The following is a 15258-nucleotide window of genomic DNA, read 5'->3' as shown; positions in this document are numbered from 1 at the left end:
ATATACCAAGCCGTGGGAATGACGATAGTTCGTACATCAGACATCGGCCAGGGGTTGTCCACAGGAGGTCGGAGCCAGGTCCGCCGATCTCCTAATCTGCGGGGATGGACATCCGGTTCGCCCTCATCGTGCTCGTGCACGCCGCACTCATCGGCGTCGCCGCATGGCTCGTCGTGGTCGACGCGCGCACGCATCGCCTCCCGAACCGGATCGTGCTGCCGACGCTCGGCTCTCTCCTCGTGCTCGTCGCGATCGATGCGCTGGCGGCAGGGCAGGGGAGGTCGTTCGTCCGCGCCCTCCTCGGCCTGGTGATCCTCGGCAGCTTCTATGCGGTGCTGCGGGCGATCAGCCGTGCGGGGATGGGCGGCGGAGACGTGAAGCTCGCCGCCGTCATCGGCCTGGTGCTGGGGTGGCACGGCTGGCAGGCGTTCGTGATCGGGGCGGCCGCGGCCTTCGTGCTGGGTGCGCTCTACGCGCTCGTGCTCATCCTGCTGCACAGAGCGAACGGCACGACCCGCATCGCTTTCGGCCCCTGGATGATCGCCGGCGCTCTTCTGGGGATCGCCCTCGGATGAATCCGCCTGCCTCGCACCGATACCGCGACGACGGCGCTACCCTGAGCACATGGCACTCGCACGACTTCACGGCGGCCCGCTCGACGGGCAGATCATCCCTCTCGGCGACGCGGACGACAAGCTGATCGTCCCCTACAGCGAGACGCAGGTGGTGTACAACCGCCGTGGCGAACCGCAGAACACCGGGGCCGCTGACGGACCCACAGAGGTCGACTACTGGTTCGAAGAGTCTCTCGAGGACCTCACGCTCGACGATGACTGAGCCGTCCCGCACGGTCGAGGTCGAGCGCAAGTACGACGTCGACCTCGAGACCCCGTTGCCGTGGTGGGAGGCGATTCCCGGCGTCGACGCGGTCAGCTCGGGAGAAGTCCGCACTTTGGACGCCCAGTACTTCGACACGGCCGACGGCACGCTCTCTCGTGCCGGAGTGGCACTGCGTCGTCGCACCGGCGGACCCGATGAGGGTTGGCATGTGAAGGGGCCGCGACAGGGCGACGGCCGACTCGAACTCGGCTGGCCTCTGGGTGACGGAGACACGCTTCCGTCCGCCGTCGCCGCGACCGTCTCCGAGTGGACGACCGCGCCGCTCACCCCGCTCGCCCGCATCGAGAACGACCGCACCGCCTATCTGCTCACCGGCTCGGACGGGGTGGTGGCCGAGTTCGTCGACGATCGGGTGCGCGCGACCGACCTGCGCCGGAACGTGAGGCGCGAATGGCGTGAGTGGGAGATGGAACTCGGGCCCGCGGCGCCGGCCGACGATGCCGGGCGGGCCGTGTTCTTCGACGCCGTGGAGCGGGCGGTCGTGGCCGCCGGAGGCCGCGAATCGGCATCCGGCTCCAAGCTCGCCAGAGCGCTCGGCGTCTAGGCCAGACAGCGCCCGGACGCAACCCCTTCCCCCGGGGCGGTGCGCAGTGCTTGAGTGACACCATGAGCCGACCGCCTGTGCTTCGATCGCTGCAGACGATCGTCCCCGACACCGTTCTCGTCCAGGAGCAGGTGCGTGATGTCTTCGCGCAGCAGCCCGACCTCGGGAGATTGGCCCAGCGCATCGTCACGACGTCGTTCAACGTCTCGGGTATCGATACCCGCCACACCGTGATCGACGAGCTGTCGTTGGATTCCGACGTCACCGACCCCGTCTTCTTCGACCGTCGAACGGGAATGCTGCTCGCTCCCGGTACGAGAGCACGCAATGACTTCTACAGCCGCGAGGCCACCAAGCTCTTCGTCGAGGCCGCACGGCGGACGATCGAGGCCGACCCCGATCTCGACCCCTCCGATGTGACGCACGTCATCACCGTCTCCTGCACCGGTTTCCACGCGCCGGGTCCGGAGTACGAGATCGTGCGGGCGCTCGGACTCTCCGACGCGGTGCAGCGCTTCCACCTCGGGTTCATGGGCTGTTATGCCTCGATGCCGGCGCTCCGGGCGGCGAGTCAGTTCTGCGCTGCGGACGAGAACGCCGTCGTCCTGGTCGTGAGCGTCGAGCTGTGCACGCTGCACCTGCGCTCCTCGGAGAATCCCGACACGATCGTCGCCTCGTCGCTGTTCGCCGACGGCGCGGCCGCCGGCATCGTCACGGCGCGCGATCTCCCGTCGCCGATGACCGCGCTGCGCCTGGACCGCTTCCACACGGCGATCGCGCCGGAGGGCGAGAAGGACATGGCCTGGACCATCGGCGACACCGGTTTCGAGATGATCCTCTCCACGGCCGTGCCGCAGATCATCGGCGAGACCATCATCGGTGCGCTCCGGCCGCTGTACGGCGCTGAGGAAGGTCTCGGTGAGGCCTTCGAGGCCGGGAATGTGGGGGAGGCGGTCCAGCACTGGGCCATCCACCCCGGCGGGCGGAGCATCCTCGACAAGGTTCAGGAGCGACTGCACCTCAGCGATGCGCAGCTGCACCCGGCCAGGGAGGTGCTGCGGGAGAACGGCAACATGTCCAGCGCGACCGTGCTGTTCGTCCTCAAGCACATCCTCGAGGAGGGGGCGAGCGCAGGCGACCGGGTCTCGGCGATGGCGTTCGGGCCGGGGTTGACGGCCGAGAGCGCCCTGATGACCGTCGTCGCGCCGCCGCGGTCATGAGCCCCGCATTGACCGCGCGGGATGTCCGCACCCGCGAGCTGATGGACGATCCGCACGCCGATGCGCGGAGGCTGGCGCGGACCTACGGACGGTTCGGGTTCGTGAACGCCCTGGTCTCCCGCCCGGGCATGCTCTACCGGCGCGACATCCGACCGCGGGCGGAGCGCTCCCGGTCGTTGCGGATCCTCGACGTCGGCGCGGGAGGGGGAGACCTCTGCCGTCTGCTCGCCTGGAGATTGCGTCAGGACGGGCTCGACGCCGAGATCACCGCTCTCGACGCCGATGAGCGCGCGATCCGCTGGGCGTCGGCGCATGATCGCGGTGCCGGCATCCGCTATCGCTGCGCCCTCACGACCGAGCTCGTGGCCGCCGGCGAGACCTACGACGTGGTGCTGTCCAATCACGTCCTGCATCATCTCGATGACGCAGAGCTCCGGACCGTCCTCAGCGACTCCGTGCAGCTCGCCGCCTCGGGCGGGCTGGTGTCGCATCAGGACATCGCCCGCAGCCGCACCGCGCACCTGCTGTTCGCCGCGGCTACCTGGGCGGTCTCCGGCACGCTCCTCGCGGACTCGTTCATCCGCGAGGACGGCCTCATCAGCATCCGCCGTTCGTACACGGTCGCAGAGCTCGCCGCGATCGCTCCTGCCGGGTGGACGGTCCGCGGGGGTGTGCCCTCTCGTCTGGAACTGCGGTGGGAGGGCGACCATGCCCGATCATGACGTGCTGATCGTCGGTGCGGGCCCGGTCGGTCTGCTGCTGGCCTGTCTGCTGGTGCAGGAGGGGTTGCGGGTCGCGGTCTGCGAGCGTCGGAAGGAGGATGATGACCGCACCAGGGCGATCGGCATCCATCGTCCTGGTCTGGAAGCTCTGGAGGCTGCGGGTATCGGAGACGCGGTGCGGGCGCAGGGGCTGCGGCTCGAGGGCGGCGAGGTGCGCAGCCGTCGGCGGACACTGGCGACGCTGACGTTCGCTGCCGATCGCCCCGTTCTGATCCTTCCGCAGCCGCGCACCGGCGCGCTGCTGCGCGCTCGACTGCAGTCGCTCTCCGCAGAGGCGCTGATCCTCGGGTGCGACGTGACCGGCATCCGGCAGACGGCGGAGGCCGTGCACGTCACCGCCGATGCCGCCGACGGGAGGCGAGAGCTCTCGGCCGCCGTCGTGGTGGTCGCGGACGGCGTACGCAGCCGGCTCCGCGACGATCTCGGCCTCGGGTGGCGCCCCCGCACCGGACGAGCCTCCTATGCGATGGTGGACGTCATCGATTCGGCACCGGGCGCACGGGCCGTGCTGCACTGCGAGCCGGAGGGACTCGTGGAGTCTTTTCCCCTTCCGGACGGTCGCCGGCGGTGGGTGGTGCGGGTGTCGGAGGGCAGAGGTCTGGAGGGCATCGAGGACTTCTGCGCGGCGATCGCGACGCGTACGGGAGTCGACCTCGGGCTCCCGCCCGATGTGAGGCCGACCGCGTTCGTCGCCGCGCAGCACACGGCGAAGCGGGTGCATCGGGGGCGGATCGTGCTCCTGGGCGACGCGGCGCACGAGGTCAGCCCGATCGGCGGGCAGGGGATGAACCTCGGATGGGTGGATGCCGTGCGTCTCGCAGAGCGGCTCGCGCGCTCCGCCCCGGCGCGGATGCCGGACCTGACGGCCTACGACCGACAGGTGCGCAGATCGGCATCGCGGGCCCAGCGCCGCTCGGCGTTCTACATGTCCATGGGGGCTCCGGCGCCCGCCACAACCGTGCGCGCCAGGGAGGTGCTCATGCGCACGCTCGGATCGGCCCCGTTGCGCGGGTGGACGGCCGGGCTCCTCACGATGCGCGGCCTCTGAGAGAAGCGTCCAGACGCAGAAAGGCCCGATCCGTGCTGTGCGGATCGGGCCTTCCTGGATCAGCGGGTGATCAGAAGTTGATCATGTGGCCGGCGAGGCCGTGGAAGCCCTCCTGCAGCGCCTCCGAAAGCGTCGGGTGCGTGTGCACGTTCCTGGCCAGTTCGAGCGCCGTCAGGTCCCACTTCTGGGCCAGCGTCAGCTCGGGCAGGAGTTCGGACACGTCGGGGCCGATCATGTGCGCGCCGATGAGCTCGAGGTGCTCCGCATCGGCGATCAGCTTGACGAAGCCGACCGGCTCGCCCAGGCCGTGCGCCTTGCCGTTGGCCATGAACGGGAAGGTGGCGACCTTGATCTCGCGCCCCTCGTCCTTGGCCTGCTGCTCGGTGAGACCGAACGATGCGACCTGCGGCGAGCAGAACGTCGCGCGGGGCATCATGCGGTAGTCGCCCAGCGTCTGGGTCTCCGCGCCGCCGATGGTCTCGGCGGCGACGACGGCCTGCGCCTCGGCGACGTGGGCGAGCTGCAGCTTGGCGGTCACGTCGCCGATCGCGTAGATGCCCTCGACGTTGGTGCGCATGTGGTCGTCGATGTCGATCGCACCGCGCTCGGTGAGCCTCACACCGGTCTTGTCGAGACCGAAGCCCTCGATGTTCGGGGCGAAGCCGACGGACATGAGCACCTTGTCGGCCTCGATCGAGCTTTGCTGGCCGTCCTTGCCGGTGTAGGTGACGGTGACCGAGGAGCCGTTGTCGACGACCGTCTCGACCTTGGTGGAGGTCAGGATGTCGACGCCGTAGTTCTTGTACTGCTTCGTGATCTCCTTCGACACATCGGCGTCCTCGTTGGGGAGCGCGCGGTCGAGGAACTCGATGATGGTGACCTTGACGCCGTAGTTCGTCATCACATACGCGAACTCCATGCCGATGGCGCCGGCGCCGACGATGACGATCGACTTCGGCAGCTCACGGCTCATGATCTGCTCTTCGTACGTCACGACGTTGTCGCTGAGCTCGACACCCGGAAGCAGGCGCACCCGCGAGCCGGTCGCGATGATGGCGTTGTCGAACGTGACCTCTTCGGTCGAGCCGTCGGACTTGGCGACCGAGATCGCCTTGGGGCCGGTGAAGGTTCCGCGGCCGTCGTACTCGGTGACCTTGTTCTTCTTCATCAGGAAGTGGATGCCCTTGACGCGACCGTCGGCCACGACGCGACTGCGATCGAAAGCCTTGCCGTAGTCGATCGTGAACTCGCCGGAGATTCCGAAGAACTCCGCCTTGTGGTTCAGGGTGTGTGCGAGCTCCGCGTTCTTCAGGAGTGCCTTGGAGGGGATGCAGCCGACGTTGAGGCAGACACCGCCCCAGTACTTCTCCTCGATGATGGCGGTGGAGAGACCGAGCTGCGCGCTGCGAACCGCAGCGACGTATCCGCCAGGACCTGCACCAAGGATGACGACGTCGTAGTGTGGCATGCCTTAAGCCTATCGCTCGGAGGAGGGGTCGGAATCGGTAGCCGAGGCGCTCTTCCGCCCGCGCATGCTGTACCAGAGCATCAGCGCCACGATGACGAGGATCCCCCCGATCGAGATCCCCCAGATCCACGCGGAAGCGCCGGGGCCGGAGTCGGCGTCAGTGGCGGCCGGCGTGTCGCTCGGGGCGGGAGCGGCGGTCTGCTCGGTGGTGGGCGCAGCCGTCGTCGGCGCGGTGCTGGGCCCGTCCGTGGCCGCACCGTCACCGGTGGTCACGGTGAAGGAGTACTCGCCGGACGTGGGGTGGCCGTCGCTCGAGACGACCTTCCAGATCACGTGATAGGCCCCGGCCGGTCCCGAGCCCTGCAGCGGTTGCGTGACGATCGCGCCGTCCACCGTCGCCGGTCCGTCGGTGACCGAGTTGCCGTCGGGGTCCGTCACGACCACCTCGGTGGCGCCCTCGCCGCCGATCAGCTTCGCGCTGAAGGTGAGCGTCAGCTCGGCGGGAACGACCTCGACCGACTCGTCCGCTGCCGGCGACGACGACACGAGCGCATCGTGCGCCGACGCGGAGAGAGGGGAGAGGAGCACGAGAAAGGCGGCGAGCAGCGTCGCGGCGAGGACGATCGGGGCAGCCGAGCGGCTCAGAGCTTTGGTCTTCACGAGTACAGCCTATGAATCCTCGGTATGCGACGGCTGAGTGTGAAAGCGGCCTCCCGCGAGCGGCTCGGCATCCGTTAGTCTGGACAACCAGGAGGGCACAGTGACTGACAGCGACAGCCGACCGGCCGGAGAAGCCGCGATCCACCGTTCCGGTGAACAGAGACACGACGTTACGCAGACGTTCGGACACGATTCCGATCTGTCGTTCGTGCCGTTCGGAGTGGAGCTCACCGACGTCGAGGAGACGGCGATCGCCGCTCTGCCCGCGGGATCGGCGCTTCTGCTGGTACGCTCCGGCGCCCTCGCCGGAGCGCGTTACCTTCTCGACACCGACGTGACCACCGTCGGCCGACACCCCGAGGCCGACATCTTCTTCGATGACGTGACTGTCTCGCGTCGGCACGCGGAGATCACCCGCACGGGATCGACGTTCGAGATCATCGATCAGCGCTCGCTCAACGGGACGTATGTCAACGGTGAGCGCGTCGACCGCAGCGCGCTGGTGGACGGTTCCGAACTCCGTGTCGGCAAGTTCCGCCTGAACTTCTTCGCCTCTCCGCGCGACCGCCTGGCGGCGAACGCCTGATGGCGGCCTCTCCCGCCCGCGAACGCTCTGCGTCCGCGGGCCTGTTGAGTATCGGTCAGGTGCTCGCAAGGCTCACCCCGGAGTTCCCCGACCTGACCTCCAGCAAGCTGCGTTTCCTCGAGGTGCAGGGCATCGTCAGCCCGTCTCGCACCGACTCCGGCTACCGCAAGTTCTCGGCATCCGACATCGAGCGTCTCCGTCTCGGGCTCACCCTGCAACGCGATCACTACCTGCCGTTGAGCGTCATCCGGGAACAGCTGGATGACGCCGACGCCGGGGGAGATGCCACCACGCTCGCGCCGCCGCCGTCGATCGCCCCGACGCCCCGCCGCTATCGGCGCGACGAGCTCCTCGCCGCGGCCGGAGCCGGCCCGCAGCTTCTCAACGACGCCATCAGCACGGGAGTCATCACCGCTCAGGAGAGCTATCCCGAGGCGACGGCGACGCTGCTCCGCGGGCTCGTCGCCCTCGACCGTCACGGCATCGAGCCGCGACATCTGCGCTCGTTGCGCCAGGGCGCTGAGCGCGAGGTCGCCCTCATCGAATCGGCCATGTCCGCGCTGCTGCGCCGGACGGATGCCGCCTCCCGTGCGAAGGCCAGCGAACTCGCCCCCGAACTCGCCACACGCATCGACGAAGTGCGATCGCTCTTCGTCAAGGACGCACTCTCGCGGGTGCTTTCGTAACGAACTGATTGCGACACACCTTCGCTGTCGTACGGATGTCATTGCCGGTGCCCAGGCACTGCTCTACCGTGGAAGATAACCGTTCCAGGGAGGATTTCAGATGAATGCGGATGAGCTCACAGGCGACCCGCGGTTCGTGCCCGAACTCCTCTTCACCGACGGTCTCCCGGCCATGGATGACGAGGTCGGCTACCGCGGCGCGGTCGCTGCTCGTGCCGCCGGCATCACCTACCGTCAGCTGGACTACTGGGCGCGCACCGAACTGGTCGAGCCCACCGTCCGCGGCGCGAGCGGCTCCGGCTCGCAGCGTCTGTACGGGTTCCGCGACATCCTCGTCCTCAAGCTCGTGAAGAGCCTTCTCGACACCGGCATCTCGCTGCAGCAGATCCGCACGGCGGTCGAAGAGCTCCGTCGTGCCGGCATCCGCGATCTCGCAGGCACCACGCTCATGAGCGACGGCGCCTCGGTCTACCTCTGCACCTCGAACGACGAGGTCATCGACCTCGTCAGCCGCGGACAGGGAGTGTTCGGCATCGCCGTCGGCAAGGTGCTCCGCGAGGTCGAGTCGACGCTCGTGGCCTTCGACGCGAGTGCTCCGGACCCCGTGGACGAGCTGTCGGCGCGTCGCACCAAGCGTTCCGCCTGACGACGCGGTCGCCCGCCATACAGAAAAACGGCCGTCCTCGAAGAGGATGGCCGTTTCGCTGTGTGCGCCGGGGCGGTCAGCCCTGCTGACCGCTTTCCGGGACGGCGATGCGTCCGGTGCGGATGATCCGGTCGAGCAGCTGATCGAAGTCGGCGGCGAGCTCCTGGGCAGAGTCGCCCGGCCAGATGTGCAGCGGCTTCGCGGCACCCTGAGCCTGCTGCAACGAGGTGCGCTCCGGAAGCTGAGGGGAGAGGACGAGAGGCCCGAACATGTCGCGCAGCTCCTTGATGCGGAACTGGTGCTCGATGGACTGCGGGCGCACGCGGTTCACGACGATGCCGAGAGGCTGCAGCCGCGGAGAGAGGCCGCGGCGGATCTCCTCGATCGCGCGGAGGGCGCGGTCGGCTGCGGCGACGGAGAACAGGCCGGGTTCGGTGACGACCATGACGCGGTCGCTCGCCGCCCACGCCGTGCGGGTCAAGGCGTTCAGCGACGGCGCGCAGTCGACCAGCACGAGGTCGTAGTCGGCCTCGACGGATGCGAGGGCCTCTTCCAGCTTCCACACGTCGCGGACGCTCGGGTGCGGCCCGTCGAAGTTGATCGCAGAGGGGCTGCCGATGAGGACATCGATCGTCCCGGGGTGCACCTTCGCCCAGCCGCTGGAAGTGATCGCCTGACGGACGACCTTCTCCTTCGGGTTCGCCAGGACGTCGGCGATGTTGAGGCGTCCTGCCACCTGGATGTCCATCCCGGTGGAGACGTCGGACTGCGGGTCGAGGTCGACGACGAGCGTCCGGACTCCTCGGGCGAAAGCCGCTGAGGCCAGCCCGAGTGTCACGGTCGTCTTGCCGACGCCTCCCTTGAGAGAGCTGACGCTGAGTACGTGCACGGACACCACGTTACCTTCCCCTAGGCTGGGGGAACACTCAGCCCCGCCCCATGCGCATCGAAAACGCTGCGCATCGAGCTCCCAGAGGTGTGCATGTTCCAGAAGATCCTTGTGGCGAATCGCGGCGAGATCGCGATCCGTGCCTTCCGTGCGGCAGTCGAAGTGGGAGCGCGCACTGTCGCGGTGTTCCCGCATGAGGACCGCGGTTCCGTTCATCGACTCAAGGCCGATGAGGCCTACGAGATCGGTGAGCGCGGGCATCCGGTGCGCGCATACCTGAACGTCGATGAGATCATCCGCGTCGCGCTCGAATCGGGCGCGGATGCGATCTACCCCGGGTACGGGTTCCTCTCCGAGAACCCCGAGCTGGCCGAGAAGGCCGCAGCGAACGGCATCGTGTTCATCGGTCCGCCCTCGAACGTGCTCGAGATGGCCGGCAACAAGGTCGAGGCGAAGCGGCACGCGGTCGAGGCCGGTGTCCCCGTGCTCCGCTCCACCGAGGCATCCGACGACGTCGATGCTCTGGTGGCGCAGGCCGACGAGATCGGCTTCCCCCTGTTCGCCAAGGCGGTGGCCGGTGGTGGCGGTCGCGGGATGCGTCGTGTCGAGACGGCCGGCGATCTCGCTCCTGCTCTGGCCGAAGCGATGCGGGAAGCCGCGAGTGCCTTCGGCGATGCCAGGATGTTCCTCGAGCAGGCGGTCGTTCGTCCTCGGCACATCGAGGTGCAGATCCTCGCCGACAAGACCGGCGAGACGGTGCACCTGTTCGAGCGGGACTGCTCGGTGCAGCGGCGCCATCAGAAGGTCGTGGAGATCGCCCCGGCGCCGAACCTCGATGACAGTGTGCGCACCGCGTTGCACGGGTACGCCGTCGCCTTCGCCCGCTCCATCGGCTACGAGAACGCGGGCACCGTCGAGTTCCTGCTCGAGACCGCGGGGGAGCGCACCGGCGAGGTCGTCTTCATCGAGATGAATCCACGCATCCAGGTCGAGCACACGGTCACAGAAGAGGTGACCGACGTCGACCTGGTGCAGAGCCAGATGCGGATCGCCTCCGGTCAGACCCTCGCCGACCTCGGTCTGCAGCAGGAGAACCTGCACCTGCGTGGAGCGGCGCTGCAGTGCAGGATCACGACCGAGGACCCGACGCAGGGGTTCCGGCCCGACACCGGCAAGATCACCACCTACCGTTCTCCCGGTGGTGCCGGCATCCGCCTCGACGGCGGCACCGTGCATCAGGGCGCGCAGATCAGCCCGCACTTCGACTCCATGCTGGCGAAGCTCACCTGCCGCGGGCGCGACTTCCCGGCGGCCGTCGCGCGTGCACGTCGTGCTCTCGCAGAGTTCCGCATCCGCGGTGTCTCGACCAACATCCCCTTCCTCCAGGCGCTTCTGGAGGACGATGCCTTCATCGCGGGCGACGTCAGCACCTCGTTCATCGACGAGCGCCCCGAGCTGCTGCGCGGCCGAGTCTCCAAGGACCGCGGCACGAAGCTGCTGAACTGGCTGGTCGACGTCACGGTGAACAAACCGCACGGCGCGCACCCCGGCGTCGTCGACGCGGCCACCAAGCTCCCCGCCGTCGATCTGACCGCCGCGCCGACTCCGGGCTCGCGCCAGAAGCTCCTCGAGCTCGGACCGGAGGGCTTCGCCCGCAGCCTCCGCGAGCAGACGGCGCTGGCGATCACAGACACGACCTTCCGCGACGCGCACCAGTCGCTGCTGGCCACGCGCGTGCGCACGAAGGATCTGGTCGCCGCTGCTCCGTACATCGCGCGGTTGACGCCCGGTCTGCTCTCGGTCGAGGCGTGGGGCGGAGCGACCTATGACGTCGCGCTGCGATTCCTCGGGGAAGACCCCTGGGAGCGGCTCGACAAGCTGCGTGCCGCGCTGCCCAACGTGGCGATCCAGATGCTGCTGCGTGGACGGAACACGGTCGGCTACACCCCGTACCCGACGGCCGTGACAGAGGCGTTCGTCGCCGAGGCCGCGGCCAGCGGTGTCGACATCTTCCGCATCTTCGACGCACTCAACGACGTGGAGCAGATGCGTCCGGCGATCGAGGCCGTCCGCAACACGGGGACCGCCGTCGCCGAGGTCGCCCTCTGCTACACGGGAGATCTGCTCGATCCGGCAGAAGACCTCTACACTCTGGACTACTACCTCGGTCTCGCAGACCAGATCGTCGCGGCGGGTGCGCACATCATCGCGATCAAGGACATGGCGGGCCTGCTGCGTCCGGCGGCGGCGGCCAAGCTGGTCACCGCGTTGCGCGATCGTTTCGATCTCCCGGTCCATCTGCACACGCACGACACCCCCGGCGGTCAGCTCGCGACACTCCTCGCGGCCAGCGCCGCCGGCGTGGACGCGGTCGACGCCGCATCGGCGCCGCTCTCCGGGACGACGAGCCAGCCCTCGCTGTCCTCTCTGGTGGCAGCCCTCGCGCACACCGAGCGCGACAGCGGCATCTCCCTCGACGCCGTCTCCGATCTCGAGCCCTACTGGGAGGCGGTGCGTCGTCAGTACGCGCCGTTCGAGTCGGGCCTGCCCGGTCCCACAGGCCGCGTCTACCACCACGAGATCCCGGGTGGCCAGCTGTCCAACCTGCGACAGCAGGCGAAGGCGCTCGGCCTCGCGGACGACTTCGAGCTCATCGAGGACATGTACGCCGCGGCCGACCGCATCCTCGGCCGAGTGCCCAAGGTGACGCCCTCCTCGAAGGTCGTCGGAGATCTCGCCCTCCACCTCGCGGCGGTGAAAGCCGACCCGGCTGACTTCGAGGCCAACCCCGAGAAGTACGACGTGCCGGACTCGGTCGTCGGATTCATGGCGGGTGAACTCGGCGATCTCCCCGGTGGATGGCCGGAGCCCTTCCGCACCAAGGTCCTCGCCGGACGGTCCGTGCGCACCGGACTCACCGCGATCACAGCGGACGACGAGGCGGCACTCGCCGGTACCCGTTCCGAGCGACGGACACGCCTCAACACCCTGCTGTTCCCCGCGCCCAGCGCCGAGTTCGCCGAGCGTCGGGAACTCTTCGGCGACCTCTCGGTGCTCGACACGAGCGACTACCTGTACGGCCTCGTGGCGGGGCAGGAGCACCAGGTCGAGATCGATCGCGGTGTGCGGCTGTACGTCGGGCTCGAAGCCATCGGCGATGCCGACGACAAGGGTATGCGTACTGTGATGACGACTCTGAACGGTCAACTCCGTCCGGTATTCGTCCGTGACCGTTCCATCACGGTCGATGCGATCGAGGTCGAGAAGGCGGATACCTCCGTTCCCGGTCAGGTGGCCGCTCCGTTCTCCGGTGTCGTCACCCTGAAGGCTGAGGTCGGGGCATCCGTCCGGGCCGGTGAACCTGTCGCATCCATCGAGGCGATGAAGATGGAAGCGGCCATCACCGCACCCGTCGACGGTGTCGTCGAGCGGCACGCGATCGCCGAGACTCAGCAGGTGGATGCCGGAGATCTTTTGGTCGTGATCCGCCCGGCGCACTAATCTTGTGCGGGCGAGGGCCGCGCATCCGTGTGCACCCGAGGCCCGCGCAGGCTTGGAGCGACATCGTGACACCGAAGAACACCACTGACCCCGAGGAGAACTCGCTGGGGGTGCTCGACGAAGCCGCGTCTCTCGACACGGCAGGCATCGGCATCCTCGGCGGAACCGCCCAGGTCAGCGTGACCCTGCCCACGGGCGACGACGACGACCTCGCCGACGACGGGGTCGTCGAAGGCGAGGTCATCGGTGACCTCCTGATCGATCAGGCCCCTGCCGTCGACCCGAAGCCGATGTCCGCGTCGAAGACGAAGGCCAAGGCGAAACCGCTGCCGAAAGCGGCGCCCCATCCTGAGCCCGGATCGGCATCGGCGCCCATCGTCGCGCCGGCCGATGCGCCGGTGGATCCTCCGATCGTCGACGCGGTATCGGTGGAAGAGCCGGCCGCGGAACCTGCGGTCGTCACGGGGGAGATCGACGAGACACCCGGCATCGACCCGATCGTGATCGACGTCTCGGCACTCGAATCGGTCCCCGTCGAGGAGACCATCGTCGACGCGGTCGTCGTCGACGATGGTCACCTCGAAGACCAGGAGCCCGAGTCGGTCGCTGATGACCGTGATGCCGCCGAGGAGCGGGCTGCGGAGGAAGCCGCCGCCGCCCGATTCCTCTCCCAGGCTCGATCCGAGATCGAGACGGCTCCTCCTGCACCGGCATCCGCCGTGCGGGCATCCGCCGAGAAGGAGACCACTGCCGTGTCCACCCCCGAAGAGAGGCCCGTCGTGGTGCAGTCTGCTCGTGCGGCGGCCCGCACGGACGTGACGCTCACGTCGAAGCGCCTGGACGATCTGGGCGATTCGTCGCGTGAGTCCGCCGACCTGCTCACCGCCGACCGGCTGCTCGATCCGCACCAGATCACGAAGCCCGAGCCCGAGGGTGCATGGAGTCACTTCCTGTACGCCGTCTCCGGCAGACGTATCAACATCGGCGACGGCCGCCGTGCGCGGGAGCGGAAGGCGCTCTCGGCGAGGATCGCTGCACCGCTCGCCGGGGGAGCGCGCTTCGTCCCCGTGCTGTCCCGCAAGGGCGGGGTGGGGAAGACGACGATCACCGCGCTGCTGGGTATGGCCCTCGCTGATGCCCGCGAAGACCGTGTGATCGCCGTCGATGCCAATCCGGACCGTGGAACTCTCGCGGAGCGCATCGTGCGTCCGCACCACAGCAAGTCCGTGCGCGACCTCGTCCGGATCCATGACGACGTCAAGGGATACCACGACATCTCCGCCATCGTGGCGCGTGATGCGACACGACTCGATGTCCTCGCCTCCGATGCCGACCCGCGCATCGCCGAGGCCTTCAGTGACAGCGACTACCGTGACGTGGCCGGTGTGGCCGCCCACTACTACTCGCTCGTCCTCACCGACACGGGGACGGGGATCGTCCACTCCGTGATGTCGGCGACTCTCGATCTCGCCGATCAGATCGTCATCGTCTCGGGACTCAGCGTCGACGAGGCCCGCCTCGCGTCCGAGACCCTCACCTGGCTCGAGACCAACGGGTACGAGGAGCAGGCGCGCGAGGCGATCGTCGTCCTCAACCAGTCCACGCCGGGGACTCCTCTCGTGCGCCTGAACGAATTGCAGGCGCACTTCGCCACGAGGGCGCGGAGCGTCGTTCGGGTCCCCTACGATCCGCAGATCGCCGGGGGAGGCACGATCGTGTTCGCCAACCTCCTCCCAGAGACCCGGATCGCCGCCCGCGAACTCGCGGCACTGCTCGTCGAGGGCCTGCGGGCCAGGGCCGCCTGATGGCGGTCCGTGAGATCCGCATCTTCGGCGACCCCGTTCTGCGCACGGTCTGCGCGCCGATCGAGGAGATCGACGACGGGGTACGCGCCCTGGTGGCCGACCTGGTCGACACCGTCGAGCTGCCGGGGCGCGCAGGTGTCGCGGCACCGCAGATCGGCGTCGCTCTGCGCGCGTTCAGCTACAACATCGACGGCGACATCGGCTATGTGCTCAACCCCGTGCTGACCGAGGTTCGCGGCGAGCCCGAACCCACGGGGGAGGGGTGCCTCTCGGTGCCCGGGCTCTGGCACGACGCGCAGCGCCACCCCTGGGCTCGCGTCGAGGGGATCGATCTCGACGGCAACCCCGTGGTCCTCGAGGGTGACGGCCTGCTCGCTCAGGCTCTGCAGCATGAGACCGATCACCTCGACGGCAAGCTCTTCCTGACCCGGCTGGATCCGGAGACGCGAAAGATCGCCATGCGCGAAGTGCGGGAGAGCTCCTGGTTCTGAGCGCATGAGACATGAAGAAGGGCCCCGCTCGC

General features: G+C 68.4%; 15 protein-coding genes. 12 read left to right on the top strand and 3 right to left on the bottom strand.

Annotation, left to right across the window (positions count from 1 at the left end):
* Positions 1-104 precede the first annotated feature (104 nt).
* The 6 genes from ACFVWL_RS17975 to ACFVWL_RS17950 all read left to right on the top strand — a co-directional run bounded on the left by ACFVWL_RS17975 (position 105) and on the right by ACFVWL_RS17950 (position 4494).
* Positions 105-575, top strand: a complete 471-nt coding sequence (locus tag ACFVWL_RS17975) for a prepilin peptidase (protein ID WP_387185746.1) — start codon at positions 105-107, stop codon at positions 573-575.
* Positions 576-624: 49 nt separating this feature from the next.
* Positions 625-837: a response regulator gene (locus ACFVWL_RS17970; RefSeq protein WP_387185743.1), complete on the top strand. Its 213-nt coding sequence runs from the start codon at positions 625-627 to the stop codon at positions 835-837.
* Complete coding sequence (locus tag ACFVWL_RS17965) at positions 830-1444, top strand: CYTH domain-containing protein (RefSeq protein WP_387185740.1); 615 nt, start codon at positions 830-832, stop codon at positions 1442-1444. Before ACFVWL_RS17970 ends, ACFVWL_RS17965 begins: the two co-directional genes overlap by 8 nt.
* Before the next feature lie 62 nt (positions 1445-1506).
* Positions 1507-2664 carry a type III polyketide synthase gene (locus ACFVWL_RS17960; RefSeq protein WP_387185737.1) on the top strand — a complete coding sequence of 386 codons (1158 nt, stop codon included), beginning with the start codon at positions 1507-1509 and terminating at the stop codon, positions 2662-2664.
* Positions 2661-3386 (top strand): methyltransferase domain-containing protein, encoded by a 726-nt coding sequence (locus tag ACFVWL_RS17955; protein ID WP_387185734.1) that lies wholly within the window; start codon positions 2661-2663, stop codon positions 3384-3386. The genes ACFVWL_RS17960 and ACFVWL_RS17955 overlap by 4 nt, the downstream gene beginning before the upstream one ends.
* The gene (locus tag ACFVWL_RS17950; RefSeq protein WP_387185731.1) at positions 3373-4494 is read left to right on the top strand and encodes an FAD-dependent oxidoreductase; all 1122 of its coding nucleotides are present in this window, start codon (positions 3373-3375) and stop codon (positions 4492-4494) included. The genes ACFVWL_RS17955 and ACFVWL_RS17950 overlap by 14 nt, the downstream gene beginning before the upstream one ends.
* 70 nt (positions 4495-4564) lie before the next feature.
* Here the strand turns inward: ACFVWL_RS17950 and lpdA are convergent, their stop codons facing one another.
* Together lpdA and ACFVWL_RS17940 are read right to left on the bottom strand one after the other, a co-directional pair.
* Complete coding sequence (gene lpdA, locus ACFVWL_RS17945) at positions 4565-5962, bottom strand: dihydrolipoyl dehydrogenase (protein ID WP_387185728.1); 1398 nt, start codon at positions 5960-5962, stop codon at positions 4565-4567.
* A gap of 9 nt (positions 5963-5971) precedes the next feature.
* Positions 5972-6622 (bottom strand): copper resistance protein CopC, encoded by a 651-nt coding sequence (locus tag ACFVWL_RS17940; RefSeq protein ID WP_387185725.1) that lies wholly within the window; start codon positions 6620-6622, stop codon positions 5972-5974.
* 100 nt (positions 6623-6722) lie between these two features.
* Between ACFVWL_RS17940 and ACFVWL_RS17935 the strand changes: the two genes are divergently transcribed.
* The 3 genes from ACFVWL_RS17935 (at position 6723) to ACFVWL_RS17925 (ending at position 8540) form a co-directional block, all read left to right on the top strand.
* On the top strand, positions 6723-7208 hold the full coding sequence (locus ACFVWL_RS17935; protein WP_387185722.1) for an FHA domain-containing protein: 486 nt from the start codon (positions 6723-6725) through the stop codon (positions 7206-7208).
* Entirely contained in the window at positions 7208-7894 is a 687-nt protein-coding gene (locus ACFVWL_RS17930; protein ID WP_387185720.1) for a MerR family transcriptional regulator, read from the top strand. Before ACFVWL_RS17935 ends, ACFVWL_RS17930 begins: the two co-directional genes overlap by 1 nt.
* 100 nt (positions 7895-7994) lie before the next feature.
* Positions 7995-8540 carry a MerR family transcriptional regulator gene (locus ACFVWL_RS17925; protein ID WP_387185717.1) on the top strand — a complete coding sequence of 182 codons (546 nt, stop codon included), beginning with the start codon at positions 7995-7997 and terminating at the stop codon, positions 8538-8540.
* A 76-nt stretch (positions 8541-8616) separates the two neighbouring features.
* Here ACFVWL_RS17925 and ACFVWL_RS17920 read toward each other — a convergent pair whose 3' ends face one another.
* On the bottom strand, positions 8617-9429 hold the full coding sequence (locus ACFVWL_RS17920) for a ParA family protein (RefSeq protein WP_387185714.1): 813 nt from the start codon (positions 9427-9429) through the stop codon (positions 8617-8619).
* Positions 9430-9522: 93 nt separating this feature from the next.
* On the opposite strand from ACFVWL_RS17920, the gene ACFVWL_RS17915 reads away from it, so the two are divergent.
* The 3 genes from ACFVWL_RS17915 (at position 9523) to def (ending at position 15226) form a co-directional block, all read left to right on the top strand.
* On the top strand, positions 9523-12930 hold the full coding sequence (locus tag ACFVWL_RS17915) for a pyruvate carboxylase (RefSeq protein WP_387185710.1): 3408 nt from the start codon (positions 9523-9525) through the stop codon (positions 12928-12930).
* A 65-nt stretch (positions 12931-12995) separates the two neighbouring features.
* On the top strand, positions 12996-14735 hold the full coding sequence (locus ACFVWL_RS17910) for an AAA family ATPase (RefSeq protein WP_387185707.1): 1740 nt from the start codon (positions 12996-12998) through the stop codon (positions 14733-14735).
* Positions 14735-15226 carry a peptide deformylase gene (gene def, locus ACFVWL_RS17905; RefSeq protein WP_387185704.1) on the top strand — a complete coding sequence of 164 codons (492 nt, stop codon included), beginning with the start codon at positions 14735-14737 and terminating at the stop codon, positions 15224-15226. Before ACFVWL_RS17910 ends, def begins: the two co-directional genes overlap by 1 nt.
* The last annotated feature ends 32 nt before the right edge of the window (positions 15227-15258 follow it).

Origin of the sequence: Microbacterium sp. NPDC058269 (genome assembly GCF_042881445.1) — a bacterium.
In the GTDB taxonomy this organism is placed as follows: domain Bacteria; phylum Actinomycetota; class Actinomycetes; order Actinomycetales; family Microbacteriaceae; genus Microbacterium.
The sequence above is the reverse complement of the archived record's forward strand: the minus strand, read 5'-3'. Positions and strand labels throughout refer to the sequence as shown.